The 19,124-nt window shown below is 59.9% G+C and carries 22 protein-coding genes; 2 read left to right on the forward strand and 20 right to left on the reverse strand.

What is annotated here, in order from left to right; genetic code table 11:
• On the reverse strand, positions 1-354 hold a 354-nt coding region (locus BM177_RS16750; RefSeq protein WP_139223689.1), incomplete at its 3' end, for a cupin domain-containing protein.
• Between the two features lie 191 nt (positions 355-545).
• On the opposite strand from BM177_RS16750, the gene BM177_RS16755 reads away from it, so the two are divergent.
• Positions 546-776: a hypothetical protein gene (locus BM177_RS16755; RefSeq protein WP_091685912.1), complete on the forward strand. Its 231-nt coding sequence runs from the start codon at positions 546-548 to the stop codon at positions 774-776.
• A 416-nt stretch (positions 777-1,192) separates the two neighbouring features.
• Here the strand turns inward: BM177_RS16755 and BM177_RS16760 are convergent, their stop codons facing one another.
• Entirely contained in the window at positions 1,193-2,779 is a 1,587-nt protein-coding gene (locus tag BM177_RS16760) for a beta/gamma crystallin family protein (RefSeq protein WP_175492665.1), read from the reverse strand.
• 404 nt (positions 2,780-3,183) lie between these two features.
• On the opposite strand from BM177_RS16760, the gene BM177_RS16765 reads away from it, so the two are divergent.
• A complete protein-coding gene (locus BM177_RS16765) occupies positions 3,184-3,426 on the forward strand; it encodes a hypothetical protein (RefSeq protein WP_139223690.1) in 243 nt (80 codons plus the stop codon).
• Positions 3,427-4,113: 687 nt separating this feature from the next.
• On the opposite strand, the gene BM177_RS16775 is transcribed toward BM177_RS16765, so the two are convergent.
• The 18 genes from BM177_RS16775 to BM177_RS16860 form a co-directional block, all read right to left on the reverse strand.
• The gene (locus tag BM177_RS16775) at positions 4,114-4,701 is read right to left on the reverse strand and encodes an SOS response-associated peptidase (RefSeq protein ID WP_342028934.1); all 588 of its coding nucleotides are present in this window, start codon (positions 4,699-4,701) and stop codon (positions 4,114-4,116) included.
• 584 nt (positions 4,702-5,285) lie between these two features.
• The gene (locus BM177_RS16785; RefSeq protein ID WP_139223691.1) at positions 5,286-5,729 is read right to left on the reverse strand and encodes a hypothetical protein; all 444 of its coding nucleotides are present in this window, start codon (positions 5,727-5,729) and stop codon (positions 5,286-5,288) included.
• A 249-nt stretch (positions 5,730-5,978) separates the two neighbouring features.
• A complete protein-coding gene (locus tag BM177_RS19640; protein WP_139223692.1) occupies positions 5,979-6,269 on the reverse strand; it encodes a hypothetical protein in 291 nt (96 codons plus the stop codon).
• Between the two features lie 157 nt (positions 6,270-6,426).
• A complete protein-coding gene (locus tag BM177_RS16790; RefSeq protein WP_091685924.1) occupies positions 6,427-8,520 on the reverse strand; it encodes a hypothetical protein in 2,094 nt (697 codons plus the stop codon).
• Positions 8,520-10,268, reverse strand: a complete 1,749-nt coding sequence (locus BM177_RS16795; protein WP_091685926.1) for a hypothetical protein — start codon at positions 10,266-10,268, stop codon at positions 8,520-8,522. The genes BM177_RS16790 and BM177_RS16795 overlap by 1 nt, the downstream gene beginning before the upstream one ends.
• Positions 10,261-11,190 (reverse strand): tail fiber domain-containing protein, encoded by a 930-nt coding sequence (locus BM177_RS16800; protein WP_175492666.1) that lies wholly within the window; start codon positions 11,188-11,190, stop codon positions 10,261-10,263. The genes BM177_RS16795 and BM177_RS16800 overlap by 8 nt, the downstream gene beginning before the upstream one ends.
• A gap of 95 nt (positions 11,191-11,285) precedes the next feature.
• Positions 11,286-11,630 (reverse strand): hypothetical protein, encoded by a 345-nt coding sequence (locus BM177_RS19645; protein ID WP_139223693.1) that lies wholly within the window; start codon positions 11,628-11,630, stop codon positions 11,286-11,288.
• Entirely contained in the window at positions 11,624-11,923 is a 300-nt protein-coding gene (locus BM177_RS16805; protein ID WP_091685930.1) for a helix-turn-helix domain-containing protein, read from the reverse strand. Before BM177_RS16805 ends, BM177_RS19645 begins: the two co-directional genes overlap by 7 nt.
• On the reverse strand, positions 11,920-12,120 hold the full coding sequence (locus BM177_RS20960) for a hypothetical protein (protein ID WP_280140578.1): 201 nt from the start codon (positions 12,118-12,120) through the stop codon (positions 11,920-11,922). Before BM177_RS20960 ends, BM177_RS16805 begins: the two co-directional genes overlap by 4 nt.
• The gene (locus tag BM177_RS20180) at positions 12,044-12,841 is read right to left on the reverse strand and encodes a hypothetical protein (RefSeq protein WP_175492667.1); all 798 of its coding nucleotides are present in this window, start codon (positions 12,839-12,841) and stop codon (positions 12,044-12,046) included. The genes BM177_RS20960 and BM177_RS20180 overlap by 77 nt, the downstream gene beginning before the upstream one ends.
• Positions 12,838-13,248 carry a hypothetical protein gene (locus tag BM177_RS16820; protein WP_091685934.1) on the reverse strand — a complete coding sequence of 137 codons (411 nt, stop codon included), beginning with the start codon at positions 13,246-13,248 and terminating at the stop codon, positions 12,838-12,840. Before BM177_RS16820 ends, BM177_RS20180 begins: the two co-directional genes overlap by 4 nt.
• Positions 13,248-13,541 carry a hypothetical protein gene (locus BM177_RS16825; protein WP_091685936.1) on the reverse strand — a complete coding sequence of 98 codons (294 nt, stop codon included), beginning with the start codon at positions 13,539-13,541 and terminating at the stop codon, positions 13,248-13,250. The genes BM177_RS16820 and BM177_RS16825 overlap by 1 nt, the downstream gene beginning before the upstream one ends.
• Positions 13,542-13,604: 63 nt before the next feature.
• Positions 13,605-15,002 (reverse strand): toprim domain-containing protein, encoded by a 1,398-nt coding sequence (locus BM177_RS16830; protein ID WP_175492668.1) that lies wholly within the window; start codon positions 15,000-15,002, stop codon positions 13,605-13,607.
• 201 nt (positions 15,003-15,203) lie between these two features.
• Positions 15,204-16,037, reverse strand: coding sequence for a helix-turn-helix domain-containing protein (locus BM177_RS16835; RefSeq protein WP_091685941.1), 834 nt, complete (start codon positions 16,035-16,037; stop codon positions 15,204-15,206).
• A 241-nt stretch (positions 16,038-16,278) separates the two neighbouring features.
• Complete coding sequence (locus tag BM177_RS16845) at positions 16,279-16,713, reverse strand: hypothetical protein (protein WP_091685947.1); 435 nt, start codon at positions 16,711-16,713, stop codon at positions 16,279-16,281.
• 65 nt (positions 16,714-16,778) lie between these two features.
• A complete protein-coding gene (locus tag BM177_RS16850) occupies positions 16,779-16,988 on the reverse strand; it encodes a helix-turn-helix domain-containing protein (protein WP_091685949.1) in 210 nt (69 codons plus the stop codon).
• A gap of 104 nt (positions 16,989-17,092) precedes the next feature.
• The gene (locus BM177_RS19650) at positions 17,093-17,719 is read right to left on the reverse strand and encodes a hypothetical protein (RefSeq protein WP_139223694.1); all 627 of its coding nucleotides are present in this window, start codon (positions 17,717-17,719) and stop codon (positions 17,093-17,095) included.
• 96 nt (positions 17,720-17,815) lie between these two features.
• Positions 17,816-19,120: a tyrosine-type recombinase/integrase gene (locus tag BM177_RS16860; protein WP_091685953.1), complete on the reverse strand. Its 1,305-nt coding sequence runs from the start codon at positions 19,118-19,120 to the stop codon at positions 17,816-17,818.
• Positions 19,121-19,124 lie beyond the last annotated feature (4 nt).

Genomic DNA, 19,124 nt, shown 5'->3' on the forward strand with positions numbered 1-19,124 from the left:
ATCCTTGGCCGCAACGAAATGCGGAACGTTCGGCACCTCGGAAAAGAACGTTCCGGCCGGATAGGGCATCAATTTGCTGTCGTCAAATTGGTCGCAGAGAATGGCGGAGAAGCTGGCGTCAGGCTCCGCAAAGCCAAGTCGGAGAGCGCCGCGGAACTCACCCATCAAATCGAGGCCTTGGATGATAAGATCACTCAAATCAGCGTCACCGGTGAGCCCAGCCCCGAAACCGGCATGAATCAGTTGCGGAAAGCGTTGGCCAAAAATCAACGAACGAAGCTCAAGAACCGGCGCACAAAGATCAAAAGCGAGGAGTCGAAGTGAGCAAGGGCGTCGAAATCGAATTTCTTCCAATCGACGACGATCATGTCCGGGCGAGGATCAGTTGGCGTGAACAGGATGCCCGGGGGAGGCACGCTGACGGTTTAACGAGAGACTCAAGGCCGATGCGCTGGCTCTAGCAGTGCGCTTCGCCCCGATCGTTCGCCGACACGATCCAGGGCTGAGGATCCCAGATCAAAACCATAACCTTAGGGACCGACGCCGTGACGCTCTCGAAAGTATTCAACCTTGTCGCTGCCGTTCTGGGCATGCTCGGCGCTCTCATACTGTACAAAGGCTCCTTCGCCTATGAATCCCCAGGAGCTTACATGGACAACGCCATGGTCGACGCCATGCGTTCACGGAATACGCGCAGACTATTTGCTCAGCGCCTTGGGCTCGGCCTTATCTCGGCTAGCTTCGCCTTGCAGATCGCAGCGCTATTGCTCGAATGATCGGCGGCTGCCGGCGTAGAGTTCATGGCCGAGAATGGCGAAGGGGCAGGCGTGAGGTTGTAGATGGGCACTTATGAAGCGTCTCGACTCGGCACCGGGGGGAACCACGGCGCCAGCGCCTCGCGATCATCGGCGTCTTTCATAAGCGTAACTGCGATCAAAATCTCGCTTAAACGCCTCGGCGGCCTCGGCTTATGTGAAAGGCTAACCAGCATAGTGAGTGCTTCCGCGCATCCAGACAAGAGCCGGCACCTGACCGGGTAAGAATGCACTCTCCGTCTTGAGCCGGTAGTGGGTCTTCAAACCGACCCACTACCCTTTGGTGCATAGGCAAAGAATTATAGCGCCGGGGTCAAAGCCAACCCGGCTTTCACGCTTCTGAAAACCGAACCGCTCCTGATGCCTTGAATTGGTGGTTAATCGATCGATGGTAGCGTCAAGCTTGGCCCGTTAGCGTCTCCAAGGAAAGGCTGCGTAAACGGCGAGACAACGCAGCCCCCAGTCTGAGGATCATTAACCCCACCGCAGATGGTCGAGCCCGGATCGACCGCGACGAACTCTATCTGATGCCCGTTGGTCAGCTTGATGATGAAGGGGGACGCCGCTGCCGGGCAGGAGCCGCTCGCGTCGTATTGCGCCGGCGAGGACCCCTCCTCCTTGAAGGGCGCGCCGGATGTCAAGTCGCGCGTCCAGTAATGTACTGTCCGTTTTTCGGTTTGGCAGTTGAACACCGCGAGCTGGCTATAGCCTTTTGGAGGGGGCGCCGCCACCGCCTGGCAAAGAGCCCCCGGCGTCTGCACCTTAAGCGATGAGACAAGGTCGTTCTCGGCAATTAAGGGACTGTCGCTCGTATATTTCGAGCACATCGTGCCGAAGTTCTCGCCAGTGCAAATGCACGCCTGCGCGCCTGGTCCAAGTTCGAGCGATGAAATCGATTTATCGTCGAGGCCGATATGCGTATGGTCGTTATAATCGCCAACGCCGAGGCTTACGCAGGGCGCTAGAAAATCGGCGTGCATGAAGAACGAGGCTTGATTGGCGCGCGGCACGCAATCCCTAGCGCCGCGCGGCTGCACCTTCAGCGCCGTGATGGAGTCGTTGGGAACGCGGTCGCCACTTAGAAATCTGACGTCCGAGGTCAAGAGGATGCAATCGCCCTTGAACTGCGCATCGGTGCAGATCTCGACCTGCGCCTTACCGCCGATCCTCACCGAAGAGATCGAATCATTGGGCAGGCCGATCGCCTCCGATGTTGGATAATCGCCGATATTCTTCACCACGCAATTGCCGAGGAAATCAGCATTCGTGAAAAAGGACGCCTGATTTTCCGCGGGCTGGCATTCGCTGGTTCCGCGCGCCTGGACTTTCGCCGAGGAAATCTGGTCGTTGCCCACGCGGCTATCGTTGACGAAGGGAACATCCGCGGTGACCAGAATGCAATCACCCTGGAACCCTATATCTTTGCAGACGACCACCTGAACATTGGCGCCGACGTGGATAGCCGAGATTGAGTTGTCGCGGAGCCCGATCGCGCCTGAATTCGTATAGTCCCCGATCTCCTTGACGACGCAGGAACCGAGAAAATCGGCGTTCGTATAGAAGGAAACCTGATTGGCGTTGGGAATGCATTCAGCGAAGCCGAGCGGTTGCACCCTCAACGAGGTCGTGTTGTCATTGCCGACACGGTTGTCATGAACGAAGGACTCGCTCGCCTTCAACAGAATGCAGTCGCCGCCAAAATTGACATCCTTGCAGAGGACAACCTGCACATTGGCTCCGAGCTTGACCGACGAAATTGAATCGTTCGGCAGACCGATTGCGTTCGCATTGGGATAGTTGCCGACGCCCCTCACCGAGCAGGACCCGCCAAAATTGGCGTCCTTGAAAAATGCAGCCTGGTCGGCGCCGGGGTTGCACGCTGCGTAAGCGGCCGGACTAAACAATACCGTCAAAAGGAGCGCGCCTATTGCGACAACGCCACGCTTGTCAAGCAAGACTGACATCTTACCGAAAAATTCCTGGCCCATAGAGTCGCTCCTATATACGTAAATTTGCTGCCCACCTCCCTATTATCGCCAATCTCCCGTCGCGTCGTCCGCTGAACGGGTGAAACGGAGGAAGTGACACCATCAATTCGTACGACCGGTTCCATAACGGTCGCTTGTCACTCCCGTTCCTTGGGTCCTGCACGGTCGGTCATCAACAGCGCGTCGAAGCTTTTCCTCTTTCTACAAAAACCTCTCTTGCGTGTGTTTTTAGAGGAACAGCACGAGCGCTGCAGTGCAATATGGGTTGCAAATAAAGCGGCTGCCAGCATTGCTGCAAGGCCAAAGGCGATCGGCCTACTATCGCGGCAACCAACGCCGCCCTCGCCACGTTCACCGCGAAGTTAATGAAGGAGGTTTAGATGTGCACCCAAATTCGCCTCGCGGCCATGTGTTTGATTTTGTCGGTGGCTTTCGCCTCGGCGCAGCAGGCGGGAGTTACGACAGGTCCAGCTTCAGGAACGAATATTGAGCCCAGCACAGCAATTCAAAAGGACGCCTCCGGGCGCAGCGCGACAGAAGCCGGCGCGCCCGGTGTCGAGGCGAAGCCGGGCTCGGAGGGCGGCAGATCGCCCGAAAAGTCCGATCAATCCAAAATGAAGTAAATTCGTCAACACAGAACGCCGCGACGCGCGCGACCGCAGCCCTGTGAGGAACGGCGGAGGTTCTTTGGCGCGTGGCCGGAGAACGTGCTCCGGCTTATCCCTATCGCGAGCCACGCGCTCGGGAGGCGCAGGGGCTGCCTGAGCTGATCGGCGCTGTGGTTTTTGAGCAGGGTTGAAGGCCCACAAAAAAGCCGCTCATTTCTTTCGAAGAGCGGCTAGTTAAGGTTTTAGGGCGGCTCGTAGGGAGGAGATACGGGCCGCCCGCCCGCAACCTTTGAGGCACTTCAATTAATCCCAAAGCCGGGCTGAAGTTTCGCTGGCGCTAAAAATTCCATCGCCGCCCCCGCAGTCGCGACTAAAGCAGCCTGCCGGCATCGACAGGCTTTTTTGTCAGAATCGCGCCGACCTACCGCGTGCTTGGAAACCGTCGCGGCGCGCCGGCGGTCGAATACTGCAGCCGATCCCCGGACGGTCACGCCTCGCCCGCCGCATTTCGCGCAAACAAAGCGCCGCGCCTTCGGAATGTCGATCAGGATTAAATCGTCCGGCAGCTGGAGCGCGTCGGACAAAGCCGGAAATGCCGAGCGCGCGATGTGTCCGATCGTCGGGAGCTGGCCTAGCATGACCCGGAAGCCGCGAGAGGCATGGTTTCGGGCTGGTCACTTTTCGCGCCTGAGGCGACGATTTTTAACAGATCGTTGGACGCGGGCCTTTGCAGCGCCGTCGCTTCTTCGATCCGCCGAGCCAAATGTCCCATTCTTCGGGCGTCGTGAGCAGAACGGGCATGGCCTTGGCGTGAATTGGCCGGACGGTCTCGTTCGCCTCCGTCGTCAGGAACGAAAACGTGCGATGCTCCCGCGCCTCGCCCTTGCGTTCGCCGGTCCAGAGCCGCCAGATCCCGGCGAAGGCGAACAGCGGCCGGCGTTCGTCGAGAGCAAACCAGTTCGTGACCTTCGGCCGGCTGTCCGTCCATTCGCAGAACGACGTCGCCGGCACGAGGCACCGCCATTCGGCCTTGAGCCAGCCGCGCCAATAGGGCGAGCCCAGATTGCGGACATTGGTGACCGGCACTTTGCCGAGATTCGGCGGCGGTGGAAATCCCCAGCGCATCAAGGAAAGCTCGCGTTCTCCGTCTGGCGCGAGGCGCACGACGGGAGCCATCGTGTCAGGATAGATCGCCGGCAAAAGCGGCAGATTGCCGGACAGGTCGCGCCGGACCCTGAAGAGCTGCCGCATCGCGTCCTGGCTTCGGGTCAGCGAATAAAGATTGCACATTCGGAGAATTGAGCGGTTTTTCGGGGCCCGGTCAAAGCTTGGCTACGCGAAGAGTCCTCCCCTCCCCGCCCCCGCGCGAAGATGGCTTCGATCTAGCGTCATCGCCGAATTCCTTCGTCTCTGAACTTTGCGAGCAAAGAAGCGTTCTGGGGCCTTATCAGGAGGCGGTCAAATGGCGATGCTTGAGATGGATACGAAAGACAGTGAGAATCTTCCCGTTCCGTGTGTCCCTTGCGAGGTTACCGACAATAGCTTAGCCGCCCTGGCCGGGCTTTTCTTGGCCGTTTGCTTCGGTACGGCGGTTTTGGGAACGGCCTTCGCCATGGTGCCGCCCCCGATCCACGGATTCACGAGCCCAGTGCAGTAGCGGCGCCGAGCATCGGCTGCGGTCGCGGGGCGTCGTCTTCCTTCGCGTGCATCCGCGCACCGAAGCGCTGCGTGGCGAGGTCTATCTCAATTCTAGGCCTCCCAGCCTACCCTTGGCCCCGTTGCAAATTAATGCGGCGGGGCCTTTTTGCTTCTCCCGCAGCGTTACCGTCGGGGCGACGCCGATCGGTAAGGCCTGCGGAGACCAACGTGGGGTGTTATTTGTCCGTCTCCGGCGTCGCTAGGCCGCCTATACGGATAAGTGCGGCCGCTTGTGTTAGGCGATCCTGGTGGGCGCGTTCCGCATCTGTCGGGTTTGGAGGCAGCGGCCCAATCTCGCGATCTATGCGCGCGTAGTCTTCCTGAGCCGGCTTAACAGGCACAATAGGCGTGGCGAACATATTGGGGCTCATTGCTTGGGCAAGCTCTTTTGGGCCGTGCTCGGCCGGCGCGATCGGGGGCTTCGGCCCGCCCCCCTTCACGGCGGCCTCCTTCGCCTTTGCACCGTCGATAAGGAGGCTCGCTATTAGGTGGAGCTTGTCAGGCTCTTTGATCTCATCAACCAGCGCGCGGGCAATTTCCGCCGCTGTGTTCTTCGCAGGCTCGATCCGCAAACCCGCGGGCTTGACGGGCGGCCTGGTCGGCTGTTTGGGTTCGGTCATACCTAGAACATAGCACCGGGAGGACGGATTGGCCATGAAATGTCGATAAAGGTCAGACGTCCGGCAGATGCGTCGATTCGACCCGCCAGCTGCGGGGATGGAGTGGACGCTCGTAGTCCGAGACGAAGCCGGCCATGCCCCAGCGCGAATGTCGGCGAGCGTTGGGAGCTGGCTTCGATCTGGCGTCATGGCCTAAGACGGCTGCGACGAGGCGGCTAAAATTTGCCATCAACTAAAAATATGCAGGCGTCAATAAAAGAGCCGCCAGCATTGCTGCAAGCGGCCCAAGTCATGGGAGGAAACGCCCAAGGAGGGCATCCAGGAGCAAGCAAAAGATGTGCCGCGCAAGTGGCCAATTGCGGCCTGTTCGCGGGCTTGGCGCGGGTTTGGCGTCCCCGCGAGGTCTTGGAACGGTCCGCTCTGCTCACCGATAACCGCGCCCTCACCGACAAGCTGGTGAGCCAATGCGCGGACCTCGACGTTTTCCTGTAAACTCAGAAGAAAACGCCTGAGACCTTCGACGGTGGAAATTGAAGTCATGAAGTGGATTCTCTTTCAGACCACTATTATTAGTGTAATTTGTTGGGTAGTTTGGCCTGAAATCGCGCGCGGCCGCATCGATTTTATTGCTTTTTCAGTATTGGTTGCGTGGCTATTGACCGACGGTATTTCAGAAGCGGTAGACGGAACAAAACGTCTATGGCCTCGATTGCGAAATCGAACCCGTGCGGCCGGCAAGAAGAGCAGCGGCGAGGTCACGTTCCGCCCGCCCAACGGGGGCGGCGCGCTGGGCAGCTCCGATAGCAGCGAACGCTTCCTCAGGATTGGCAAGAAGAGCATTCGCAAGAGCCGATGAACGGCTGCCAAGCCGCGCGCGGGTCAGAGCGTCGGACGCTTTCCCCCAGATCGCGCCGGGGCTCAGCGTCATCAAGGCCTGCCCGAGCGCAGCGGCCGAACCCGGTTCGGATAGATTTTTTAGATCTTCCGCATTAAAAGCGGTGAGCGACCCTGGCGCTTGACGCTTCCCCGTGGCTTCGAGCGCCGTCAGCAAGTCGTGAACATCGGGGGCAACCGCCGCGCCGTTCGGGAGAGCCGTCAGACCGGCGTTCAAAGTCTCTCGCTGCAAAGGGTTCCCGGCAATCTGAGCGGCAAATTTAGCGCCGCCCCATTGGTTGTCGCCGGGGATATTATTCTGGCTGGCTTCAGAAAAGGCCGTCGCTAGATGTTGTCGCGCGAGCGCCGACGCGATAGCTGGGTTCTGCTGGTTCAAATGGCCGATCGCCTGCGACGTCTCGTCAGCCGCTCCTTCAAGTGGCGCTGACGGGAACAGCGCCGCGGTCTGCGCGCGAACAGCCGGCGTCTGGCTCATCGTCCCGAGCGGGCCAGCCTGCAACGGATCGAGGAATTGCTGGCGTCCAGCCCTCTGAAGTTGAAGCGCCGCGTCGTAATCTCCGCTGCCGCCGCGCGCCGGATCACGTGCAATGTCTCGTGCGTCTCGGGCACCGCCGCCATACGTCGCGGCCTCTTGCGGCTGAAAGCCTGGGTTTGCGGCGTTAGAGAGCGCCTGCCCCCGCGCCCGCATGTCCTTCGTCACCGCATCAATGACGCCGATCGAATTGTCTGGCAAATGAGCGTATTGCGGCGCCAAAACCGGATTAGCGCGGAGTCTGTTCAGCGACGCCTGAAAAGCCGGATTGGTCGCAATTGGCGCAAAATCGTGAGGGTCGATCTGCTGCGTCTCTGCGGCTTGATAATAGGGTCGAGACGCTTGATTGATCTGCCCATTGACGCCTTCGATTGCGTTGCCGGCCGCTTCCTGCCCCTGCATCCCGAGGACGGATGGCTGCGTCGTCGCGGGCGCGATCCGATCCAGCGTATCGTTGACGGCGCCTGCCACTTGGCCAGGCCGAGCGGCCATCGCGGGAGCCATGATCTCCCCACCTTCCCGCGTTCCTTCGACGAGACGCTGAACGCGGCCCATCTGCGTCGCCCCGCCGCTCGGCTGCTGGATCGCTTCGGCTGAGGTTAGCCGAATCCCGCGTTGCGCAGCACTCTCCATGATTTGCTGGGCTGCCTGCATCGTTTGTGGATCGACCCCGCGCGTGGCGTTCGCGAGCATTGACTGTTCGACGCTCGGGCCGGTCGCGAATGACGCTGCACCGCCAGCCAAGACAGGAGCGATGGCGCGCGCCGCGCCTTCATAAGGCGTTCCCGCCGTTGCCTGCCCGGCCGCTTCGGAGGCGACGCCAGGAATGACGCCAAATCGTAGCGGCGATCCTCCAGCTGCGGCCAGAGGTAAGAACTGCCCTACGGCGTCGGCATAGAGGCCCGCTTCGGTTTGCGGCTGATGATAAGGGCCTGTCACGCCTTGCACTACCCTATCGATCTGAGCCGAATTAGGCATCGCGAAGCTATCTGCCGCGCGCGCGACGCGGCCCAGCAGACTTGGATCGGCGTTTGCGTCAACGGGAGGCACGGGCTTATTAACATCGGCAAGCAGGTCAGCTGCGGTTTTTCCAGGTGGAAGCTGGCCGGTATGTTCGAGACCGTAAGCAGCTAATCCCTGTGACAAATTCGATAATAAATCCCGCGCATCGCCGATCAGGCTCGGGATATGGGCGATTCCCTTCCCGAGCCCTGTGAGGCCGCTTTGCGCAATGTCCTTCGCAGCATCCCACGCGCCAGGGCCGGCGTCTGCAAATGGATCATGATCGACCTGCGTGATCGTGCCGCCAGCCTGAGCTGGCGCTGCGTCTGCGAAAGGATCGTAGTCGATAGCGGAAACCGGCATTACGGACTCCACTTCAGGAATTTGCCGGGCCGACTCGGGTCGGGCGCATAGAACCCTCCGTCCTTTGCCTGCTTGAACCCTGCTGGCGGGGCCGCCCCGGACGCGCCCGGGCCACTCTCCGGCAGCGATAATTGCAATCTAGGCGGCGGCAGGTTCTGGATTTCCGTCATCCGATGCTGGGCCGGTTTCGTCGTGTCGCCGGCGATCTTCCCGATTTGCGCTTGATATTGACCCATGAGTTCGAGGTTTTTCACCGCGATCTCACGACCCTGCGGCGTCGTCATGAGACCGCCCAGCGCATTTTTAAATGATCCGGCAAGCGCTGGGTTGGGCGCCAAGGCATCGATTGCTGAATTATAAGCCTGGATGTCGGTCAGGCCCGGCGTCGCCATTCCATATTCGCCGAGCACCTTCTGGACCGACGGAATGACGCCGTAACCGGCCTTCTTGCCAAGTTCTTCCACCGAGCCAAGCTGACCAAGTGCGCCTGCAGCTTTAACGCCTTGATCCTTGTAATTCGCGAGCGCATGGACGGACTGCCCTAGTTCTTCGGCTCGCGCCGCATTCTCCTGGTTCTGCTGGATGATTGAACCAACTGCGGAATGTGGCCCCAAAATCGCAGATCCGACATCGTCCGTGCCCGCAGCCGGAACGCTAGGCGCCGCTCCTCGAACAGTCGGCACGGCGACGCTGTTGGTCGGGTTTTGACCGGAGCCGCCAAGTACGGTCGGAATTTCGCCGGTCGGGCCGACGTGGCTGAGGACGCCGCCATGGAAGATCGGCGCGGCAGGAGCCTGATTCTGATAACTCACTGAGGTATTACCAAGAGCATCAGTCATTGCTTTCGGCGCAATCGTATCAAGCAATTGATGCTTAATGCCGGGATCAATATTAGGGTTGGCGAGCACCGCGCCAATTGCAGCGGCAGAAACCGGAAGGGCGCTTCGCGGGCCGGCCTGGATAGGGGCCTGCGGAGCGCCTTGGGCGACTTGAGCCGCTGGCGCGGGGGCGCTATCTGGCGTCGGAACTGGCCCGGCGAGCTGCGTGCGGCCCTGCGGGGCGCCGCCGATGCCTTGATTATCGGCGATTCCTACCGCGCGGGCGCCATGCCAAGCGCCCCACCCATTTTTCGCGGCGTTGTCGAGCGCGAAATCGGTCTGCGCCTTCCACGTGCTTGGATCGCGCGCGTCGAGGCCGGTTTGTTTGGTGAAGTCGTCACCCATGCCGGGCGTCGCGTTGCCGCCAGAAGCGACGCCGCCATAATGGAGCTGAAAGGGTCCAAAAGATGAATTCTGGTCGCCAGCGTAGGCCGATGCGCCGAGGCCTTCACTGCGGGCGACGCGGACCGCGGTGTCAGGATCGATGCCGCGCTGCTGCGCCGCTTGCCGAATGTAGGCTTCCTGTTCGGTCGGAGCGATGCTGGACTGCGGCCCTGCGGCGCCCGGTGCCCCGGCGGGGGCCACAGGAGGCGAATATGCCGCTCCAGCGGCGTCCGTCAGCTGCTTCTGATTCAGGGCGCGGGACGCCTGCTCCTGCTGATCCGCCATGTATTGCGCGTTGCCGCCGACCAATGCGCGCGCGAGCGAGCCGAACCCCTGCGCCCAGTTGGCGACCGGCGTCGGATGCAGCATTTCCTGCGCATAGGCATAAAGCTGCTGACGCTGCTGAGGCGTGCTGTACGCCGGATTGACAAAGTTCGGCGATGCCTGAAGGGCGTTCGCGAGATCATCAAATGAGCCGTCAGTCATTGGCGCGCCTCGCCGCGTTGTCTGTTGCGCGCCCGTAATCGACCATCATGAACCCATTGTCAGCGACGCCCACAGCTTCGGGGTGAATTTCGGCGACGTCCTGCGCCATAAGGCCGATATGCATCGTCGGATCATCGCGATAGCGGAAGCGATAGATCGGCTGACCGTCAAACAGCGTCCCGACTGGCTCAATGTGCCGTTTCATGCGGCGATCGGAGAATAAGCCCGCGAGCCCCTTCGCCGCATTTGCGACGCCCCCGCCTTGCGCCCAACCACCGAGCACCGCGCTTGGGATCGAGAACAGCCCGGACATCGTGTTCGCATATTGCTGATTTTGGTTCTGGTAATTCTGCTGGGCGACCCCTGTATAATTCGCTGGCTGAACCTGCTCTTGCGGCGTCTGTGTGAACGAAGACGACAAATTCGCTGGAGCGGAACTCCCAAGCAAGCTACCCAGCGTGCTTAGCTGGTTCTGATAGGTCGAGAGTGATTGATTGTAGGCTTGGTTCTCCGTGTTCGCCATCGCATTTTCGACAGTTCCGCTCTGGCTCTGCTGGAGCTGACGCTTCGCATTGTCATAGGCCGCCGACCCTTGCGTAATGCCCTGCGCTGCCAGCTGTGAATCCAGATTTGAATTCTGATTGTTGAACGTCGGCTGCATATAGTCGGTCTGCCACCCCATCATTTTCTTGACGAGGGCGTCATTCGACAAATCCGGCCCGTTCGTGAGCGAACTGGCCATATTGCCAGCCAGCTGATTGGCGTCGCTGCCAAGCGTGGCTTGCGTCGCCTGCTGCTGGTTTAGCAAACCCTGCTGCGCGGAACTGAGCTGTTGCGTCGCGGTGTATTTCGGCGTTCCGTCCGGGTTCGTTCCAGTCTGCGAATAGGTCAACGTACCATAAGGCGTTGACTGATTCACCATATTCATTCCGGCCTGTGACTGCGCGGCCTTGGTATTATATTGTTGTTGCGTATTCGCCGTCTGCGTCGGATCTGGCGATGATGGCTGGTTTAGGCTCATTTCGCCGCCCTCTCAGTCGCAAGGTCGCAATCCAACGCCGATGGCGTCACGTCGGAGCATTCCATGACATCGATTTTTGCGAAAACGGCTGAGCGCACGAATTCGGCTGCCGAAACGCCGCGATCTTCTGCGATCCGCTTAATCTTGGCGCGCAATCCACGTGGCGCGGATACCCGCAGCACGTCTGGAAACTTGGCGCGTCTATTATGAAGCTCGACATCTGCATGCATGAGTCCGTCTCCGTCATCTCGACGAAACTCGTGATGCCGAAACAGGCGTCCGTCTACCGAATGAGCATCAAAGGCTGCGGAGATTTGTAAAAGCTGCGAAGATTTCAACATCCCGCGGCGGAAGAAGAGATGCCCGCCCGATCGAAATAGAGGCGAACGTCAGCTCCGGTTCGATCTCCGGAAAGATAGGCGCTGAGGGCGACATGGTCTCCGTCCAGAAACATCGCCAGCGCAACGCGGCTGACGCGCCAATTGCCGCCCGCCACTCTTCGCCCGATATCGTGGAGCGAGCACCACGATCGGACCGTGGCCTCCGATCTGTCCGCAATCTCCGCCGCTTGGCTCAGAGTCAGCGCCTCGCGCTTGTCGAAGGGAACGAGGACAAAGCATTTTGGATCGTTCATTTGCATCTGCCTGCGAGCGACCCAAGGGCTCCTCTCGCGGCGCGAATGAAGTTCCTCAGCGCTTTCCGTTCTTCGACTGCCTCGCATGTGAATCGCCCGCTGCGATAATTTCCGTTGCCGTCACCCTTTGGCGCGCCGCTTCTCGGAGCGCCACCGTGGAGGCGACATCTTTTTTTCTCCTTCGCCGCCGGTCGCATGCACGGTCTCCCCTGGCGTGTTTTCGCCAAGCAACGCGGGGCCAAGCGCAATGGCGACGGCTCGTTGGTCAATCGCTTCATGGGGTTGCCCTCCGTTTGCACTCTTGTCCCCTCCCTCTGTGCAAATATTTCCGACAATGGCCTGCCCACCCTGATAAACGTGAACATGCTCGACCCTGACCGTTTGCGCCCCGCCGCGACGTAGCCGCGACAGCGCCTCGATCTGAGCCACAAAAGTCCGCTGCAGTTTGGTCGCGAGATTGCCGCGTTCACGCAGCACGTCGAGGCTTTGAGCCCTTCTCGTCCGGCCAATGTTGTCCATCGCCAGCGCATGCGTCGCCGCAAGCTGCGAGAGAAGCATCGCTTCGATCTCACTGTCGGGCTGCTGGCCGTCAATTACCGCGAGCGCGCTGTTGAGATCGCCTTCATCAATGTTTCCATCGGCGCCCGACAGAGCGCCGCAAAGGCGATTGATTTCCCCAAAGAGAAAGCCGTCGGATGTCGTCCCGAATGCGTCGTAAAGTCTGAAACGAAATCCCAGCTTGTCCGAGTGTGGCGGATCGATCGATACCTCAAATCCAGTGGCAGACCGCTTCTGGTTATATTTCACCTCTACACGTCTATGGCGCTCCCGACTGCGCTTTCGCGATTTTTGAATGAGGGAGGCTTCCGTGTCAGACGGCCCTTCGACGGGTTTTGTGTCCGGGACGGCCTCGGTCATTGGCCGGCCCATGTGTTGCGATAGGCGGCGCCGCTCAATTGGTGGCAAAGGCCGATCGGCAATTCGGCAGTTTGCGCAAGAAGTGCTCGTGCGCCCGCGTGTTCGTATTCAGATCTCACCTCTTCGCAAATCAGACCGCATTCGATTGCGGCGGTGAACAATTCGACCGCAATTGGGTGAGGCGCGATGACGAGCGGCCCCTCGGAGGTCGCTATGTTGGCCAAACGCCTACCCCAGCCCGCCTGAAGCTCGCGCAATAGGGCGGAACGTAGGGCGATCGGATAATTCAGGACCCCCAGAAGATCGCTTGTCGCATGCCATGGCAATTCCGGCCGTCCATTGGGGTTACGGAAAATTCGCAAGCGGCGACCATTGACGAATTCGATGAGGAGCGGCTTGCAAATCATCACATATTTACCTTTGCGGGCGAGGGCGAGGAAATTGAATTCGCCGTTGCGGCGGGACTCGGAGATAGGGACGGCGGATCGGTGCCCGCGGGCGAACTCGCCTTCGGCGGGAGGGGCAGTAGCAGGAGGCTGCCGGCTTCGGCAAATTCGTCGAGAGCATCAGCCGCGAACGGAATGCGAGTCGGCTTCCACGATGGATCCGCGCTCAGCGCCTTGGCGACGATTTTGGCGTGATCGAGCGCGGCTTGGACGCCGGCATTGTAGGCCTCAATTTCATATCGAGTTTTGAACATCGCCGTCAGCCGTAATCTGTCGAGACATAGCGCCCCTTTGCGATGGCGTAGTCGAGGGTCAACTTACACGGGTATCCCAGCTCTTCGAACCGTGCCTCGCGATGGTAGAGGACCGCTTCCGTCTTGCGGGAGCCTCCGTCGAATATCTCCGGCCGATGCACCACGAATCCTTGATCCACCATGTTGTCCCAATGCTTCGAACCCGAAATATCCTCTAGGCTCGGCGGAGAACCTCGGCGGGTTGAGTCCATTTTTGCGGGATGAGCAAGAATCTGCACATGGCAATTCATGTCGTGCGCGAAGGCGTGGATTGTTTCGGAGGCAGCGGCCAATATAGTCGGTCTCCGACTCGTTGCGTTCGCGCGCGCCCTCGAGGCGGTTCCATGGGTCGACCTGAATAATCCGGGCGCCGTGCCGCACGACGGCGACCTCCGCCATGTCGAGAAACCACTCGAGCGTCGGCTTCTGCTCGGGATGCACAACAAAAAGATAGCGATCGTTGATCCAGGCGTCGGCGGCGGCGATTTCCCGTTCGGTCAGATCCTTTTCGAGGCCGCCGGCGTGAAGGGTGCGGAGCTGGCGGCGCAGATGCGGCTTCGGCCTGGTCTCGAACGATGCGACGCAAATCCCGACGCCGTAAGTTTGGACCACCTTGAACCAGATTTGCGCCCAAAGCGCGGTTTTGCCGTGGCCAGGATGGCCGGTGACCACGGAGAGCGTGCGCGGCGCCAGCATGACCTTGCTTTCCCATTCCGGGAAGCCAGGCTTCCACAGGGTGAAGGGCGCGGGCTCGGGAAGCTCGCGCATGCGGTAGAGCCCCGCCACCGGCCACGGGAGAGCGCCGTCTTCGACAAGGCTGCGCAGCGCCTCCGGTCCGTCGCCGGCGAGGAGATCATTGGCGTCCTTGCAGCCCTCCGGCCAGTCGACGAAGCTGAACCGCGCCGCGCCGAGAAGCCGCGCCATGTCGGTGCGCAGAGCCAAACCGGGGCCATCGCCATCGCCACACCAAACGAATTGCTTTGCACGACTGAGGCCGGCGCGCATCGCTTCGTCGACGTAGGCATAGCCCGCCTGATCCTGCGGCGCGTCAGCTGGGCGCTCTTTCGCGCCGTTCGGGACGGAGAGCACAGCGTCGGGCGACACGCCCGCCTCAACCAGCGCCAGCGCATCGAACTCGCCCTCGACGATATAGACGCGCGGCGGGTTGGCGACAATCACTCGGTCGATATTCCAGAACGAAAGCTTGAACCCCTTGCCGGCTACGAAGGCCTTGTCCGGTATCGCGCGGGCTTTCCAGCCGTTCGGATAGCGGAAAAATAATCCCTCGCTTCTCCGATCGAGTTCAGGAAAATACGTTGTACCGGAGCCGACGCCGAGCCGCGCCAAAGTCGCCGCGCTGATTCGGCGCGCGCCCTTGGCCCAGGCCGCCGCTTTTTCGGAAATCATGATCTCGGCTGTCAAAGAATTCTCCGCCCTGCCAGCCGCAATGCCAGCAATTCCATCGGCACCCGTCTCGGTCGATTGAAACGGATAGGCACTGCTCGTGCTTTTTCCGCCGATTTGGGCTGCATTTGGGGCAGGTCGTTCGATGGTTTCCATTGTCCAGCCGCCTAAGAGAAATTCCATTGTTTCGAATGATTTCCGAGATCGTCTGCATCGGCGTCACCATGCGTCGCCACGCGCTCGAGCCTCGGCTTTGTAGTCCGCCGCAGTCTTGGCCTCGGGAGAGCCCCGAATGACGCCGTTGACATATTCGCGCGCGCTCTGCTTGGTCGAGGCTGTCTCGATGGCTGCGCGCGCCAGCGCAATGTTGCGACCTTTGGCCTTGAGGAGCTTTACGATCAAGCCGCCAGCGTTGGTTCCTAGAACCTCTTTGCCGCGCCGGAAAAGGTCGGCCTCCAAATCGCTCGCGCCCCGCGCCGCTGTTTCCAATTGTTCAGCTTCCGCCGCGCCTCTCCCAATGAAAGGGATTGCCGGGACCAAACTTATCGGTTCGAGCGAAGACTTCCTGAAATCCGAAATGGCCGGCTTGCCGGCATCTTTCTTTTCAAAGGGTTCCTTCAAAGGGTTCGGGTGACAATCCTGTCGGGGTTTATTGACGCAAATTGTCACCCTTTCTTGGGTCAAAGGATGACAATCCTGTCGGGGTTCTTCATTAGAAAGGGTGACGGCGGCGTCGGGGTTTTCATCGTCAAAGGGTGACAATTCTGTCGCTGTTTTGATGATTTGGCAGTATCGGTTTGTCTTGTTGCGACCGCCGCCGCTATCAACTTCAAGGTGGCCGTGCTCGATGAGGAGTTTGACCATCCTTTGAACGGACCTATCCGCGATACCGAGATCACGCGCTAATCGTTCAATCGACGGCCAGGCGCTCCCGCTTTCCCGGTTGAAATAACGGCAAAGCACTATCGCCAATCGCGCCACAGTGGGCGGCAGATCTCCATCGGCCGCGACCTGATCGAGCCAGAGAAATTTATTGCGGATGAAGTCGCTCATGACCTGCGCCTCCGCTCAATTTCAAGATCGATTTCACGGTCGCGTTCTAAGTCCCGCTCTATTTCGGCGGCGTATTCAGCTATCGCATCCCAATCAAGCCAATCGCCCGTTTCGAGCCCATATATGCCCCTCAGGCCGCCCGGCGCGCGCAGCGCTTCAAGCAACACATCCCGCCCCGCCGGCGTCAGGGGAAGCCGGATAACTGCGGCGGGCATCCCAAGCCCACGAGGTTGCGCTTCGCTCATCGGCGCATCCCCATCGAAAAGGCGCGGCCGATGATTCGGTTCAGGCAAATTATTTGTTTTTGCGACAAGCGCTCGATGTCCGCAGGATCGCGAGCGCAAATGTCAGCGACGAAATCTGCCTCCCATACCGATAACCAATGCTGGCGATGGATGGCGGATAACCATGCGCCCCGCTGCGTTACGGTGAGCTTATTCCAGACGGGGGCGACTTCGGCGGCTCGACCGTAGTACTTCCGGCTCGAAGAGGTCCGCACCGAGGCTGGCTTATTGAGGCAGCTTTCGCTTATATTGGCGACATCGTGCCAGTCCAAGCCGGCGCTCTTCAATGCTCGCCCGATTGCTCTCGCCGTTGCGACAACCTCGCCGTCGAAATCAGAAGCGAGCCTTGGGATGAGCTTTGTTATTTTCGATTCTGCGGTAAGCACGCTCATGAAAGCGTCTCCCGTCTGCCGGCCGCATCGCAAGTGCGCCGGGTTTCGGACTTCGCGGCCATTGGTCAGACGGCCTCGGAGTTACGAGGCCGAGATGCCGGCAATGAGGTAAGCCAAGCAATTGCATCGTCTTTGAGAATAATTGTGCGGCGACCAATCTTCCTGGCCTTGAGGCGCCCTTCCGCGATTTCCTGGAAAACAGTTGTTCTGCCAATGCCCGCAATCTTAACAAACGCATCGATTCCATATGAGAGATTGCATTCAATGTCTGACATCTTAACGTCTCCTGCGCCGCATCAAACTTCGGCGAACGCAAGAGGACTATTACGAGACGGGCGGCAAAGAACGTTGGTAAGGCGTAAGTATTTTGCGGCGAACCTTACCCCCGGCCTGACATGCTTTTCTTACGCATAACACAAGCATTTTTAATGGCTTCCGCTGACGGTACCGTCATCCCCATGCAGAATTGACGTGATGCCTCTTGTACAAAGCGCACGAATGGGCCGCCAATATCTTTTTGATCATTAATTCGGCTGATCCTTGGCTGCCTGCCAGATTTCTCGAAATAGATTTTGGCGACGCGTTGAATAAACAACCGGTCTGCCGAGCCGAATTGATCGCGAAATGCAGATCCGCCGCTAAGCTTTTGCGCTCGTCCCGCCGCTTTGCGGATCGCGGCGAGGCCTCGTCTAGTGCAACCTAAACTAGGCGGCGCGCTTTTGATCGGAAAGTGCGGCCAGCAGTACACTATGTCATCTCGTGTTGCACAATCCTCGGCAAGTAGCCGGGCCAAGTGAGACGCATGACCTTCGATTTGTTTCAGTCGGTCGCGCTGGCGACGCGGTGTCGTCGAAGCGGCGACCGAGCGCCAATATGCGGCTCTTTTGAGCGCTTTCCCAAGTATCGCCGCGCCCTTGTCTTCAAGTGATACGCAGTTTGGTATGCGCGCTACAGCCCATACGACTCGCGCATTATCAGCGTCGGTCGGTTCAGCAATATCGTCCATCACGCGCATCCGCGAGCATCAGAGGAACGCGGGGAAACCAAGTGATGCGCCTTGGCTTGTCGGCTGGCCGGCCTATCCCCGCGTAGCTGAAGTGATCTACCCAGCGGCCTTCCGATGCAAGGCGGCCACATTGCTTTCTTCGAATATCCCCAGCCCAGGCAGGGCAGCCCGAACCGTATCGGCGACATAAGACGGCGCCAGGTGGGCATAATGTTTCTCAGTCATCCGCGTATCGGAATGGCCAAGCTGCGCCGCGATGACGCCCATCGGGACGCCTTTCATCGCAAGCGAGCTGGCGTATGTGTGGCGCAAGATGTGAAACGTCGCCGTCGGATCGAGCTTGGCGGCTTTTGAGGCCTCCTCAAGCGGGCGCTGTTGATGCGACGCTCCCCATGCGGCCCCATCGGCGCGCTGAAATATCAAATCCTGCGGAGCCCGGCCGAGGGTGAGCGAAGCGAACAGCGCGCGGCCTTCGTCTGCAAGGGCGACATGGCGAGGTTTCCCAGCCTTGGAGAGCCTAACCGAAATCATGCCAGCCTCAGCATTGAAGTCGGCTGCCCGCATCCGCGTCAGTTCACCATATCGGCAGCCAGTCACGAGCGCGCCGCGGACAAGATCACGGAAAGACTGGTCGCAGGCGTTCACGAGCCGCAGGCATTCGCTGGGGGAAAGATAGCGGACAACCGGGGAATCCGCCTCTCGGAACGGCTTAACCTTGCGCCACGGTTCGTCGGAACCAATCCTGCCTTCGTGAAATGCGTGGTTCAGCGCGGCCTTGAGAACCGTCAAAAGCCGGTTCGCGGTCGAGCGGCGCGCGCGGACCGCCTCGGGGTCTTTCAGGTCGACGTCTTTCGTTGCGCGCCTTTCAGCCGCCTTTGCCGTGCGCAAGAGCCTGGGCGCCCTGGCGACAGTCGTTAGCCAGTCTCTAATCCGTTTCGACGTGAGCTTATCCGGATCGATCGCCCCGAGTTCGGGAACGATCCGCGCCTCTGCGGCGTATCGATCAGCGCGGACGCCCTTCGATCCACGGCCTTCCCGAGCGATGAAATAATCTTCGAGGGCGTCCTTCACCGTATATGGGCCCTGTGCCGGCGCCATATGGCCGGCAAGCGCGCGAGCTTTGTCAGCGAAGAACTTTCGGGCCGTCTCCTGCGCCTGGCTGAATGAAAAAACGGTCAGGCCGTCTGGGTCTCTGGTGTCATCAGCCGCGCCTAGCGATTCGTAGTGTTGCCGCCCCTCGTCGTCGCGTAGCCGCGCGATCCAAGTCCCGCCCTTGGCGCCTTTGCGATATCCGATCGCGCAACCGGACGAGATCACCGTCCAAAAAGGCTCGCGCCTTTCGGTCAATTTCGAGCGGCCAGAGCGGGTGTCGATTTTGACGTTTTTGACGGTCCTGGCCATGGAA

Source organism: Methylocapsa palsarum (assembly GCF_900114285.1).
GTDB lineage: Bacteria > Pseudomonadota > Alphaproteobacteria > Rhizobiales > Beijerinckiaceae > Methylocapsa > Methylocapsa palsarum.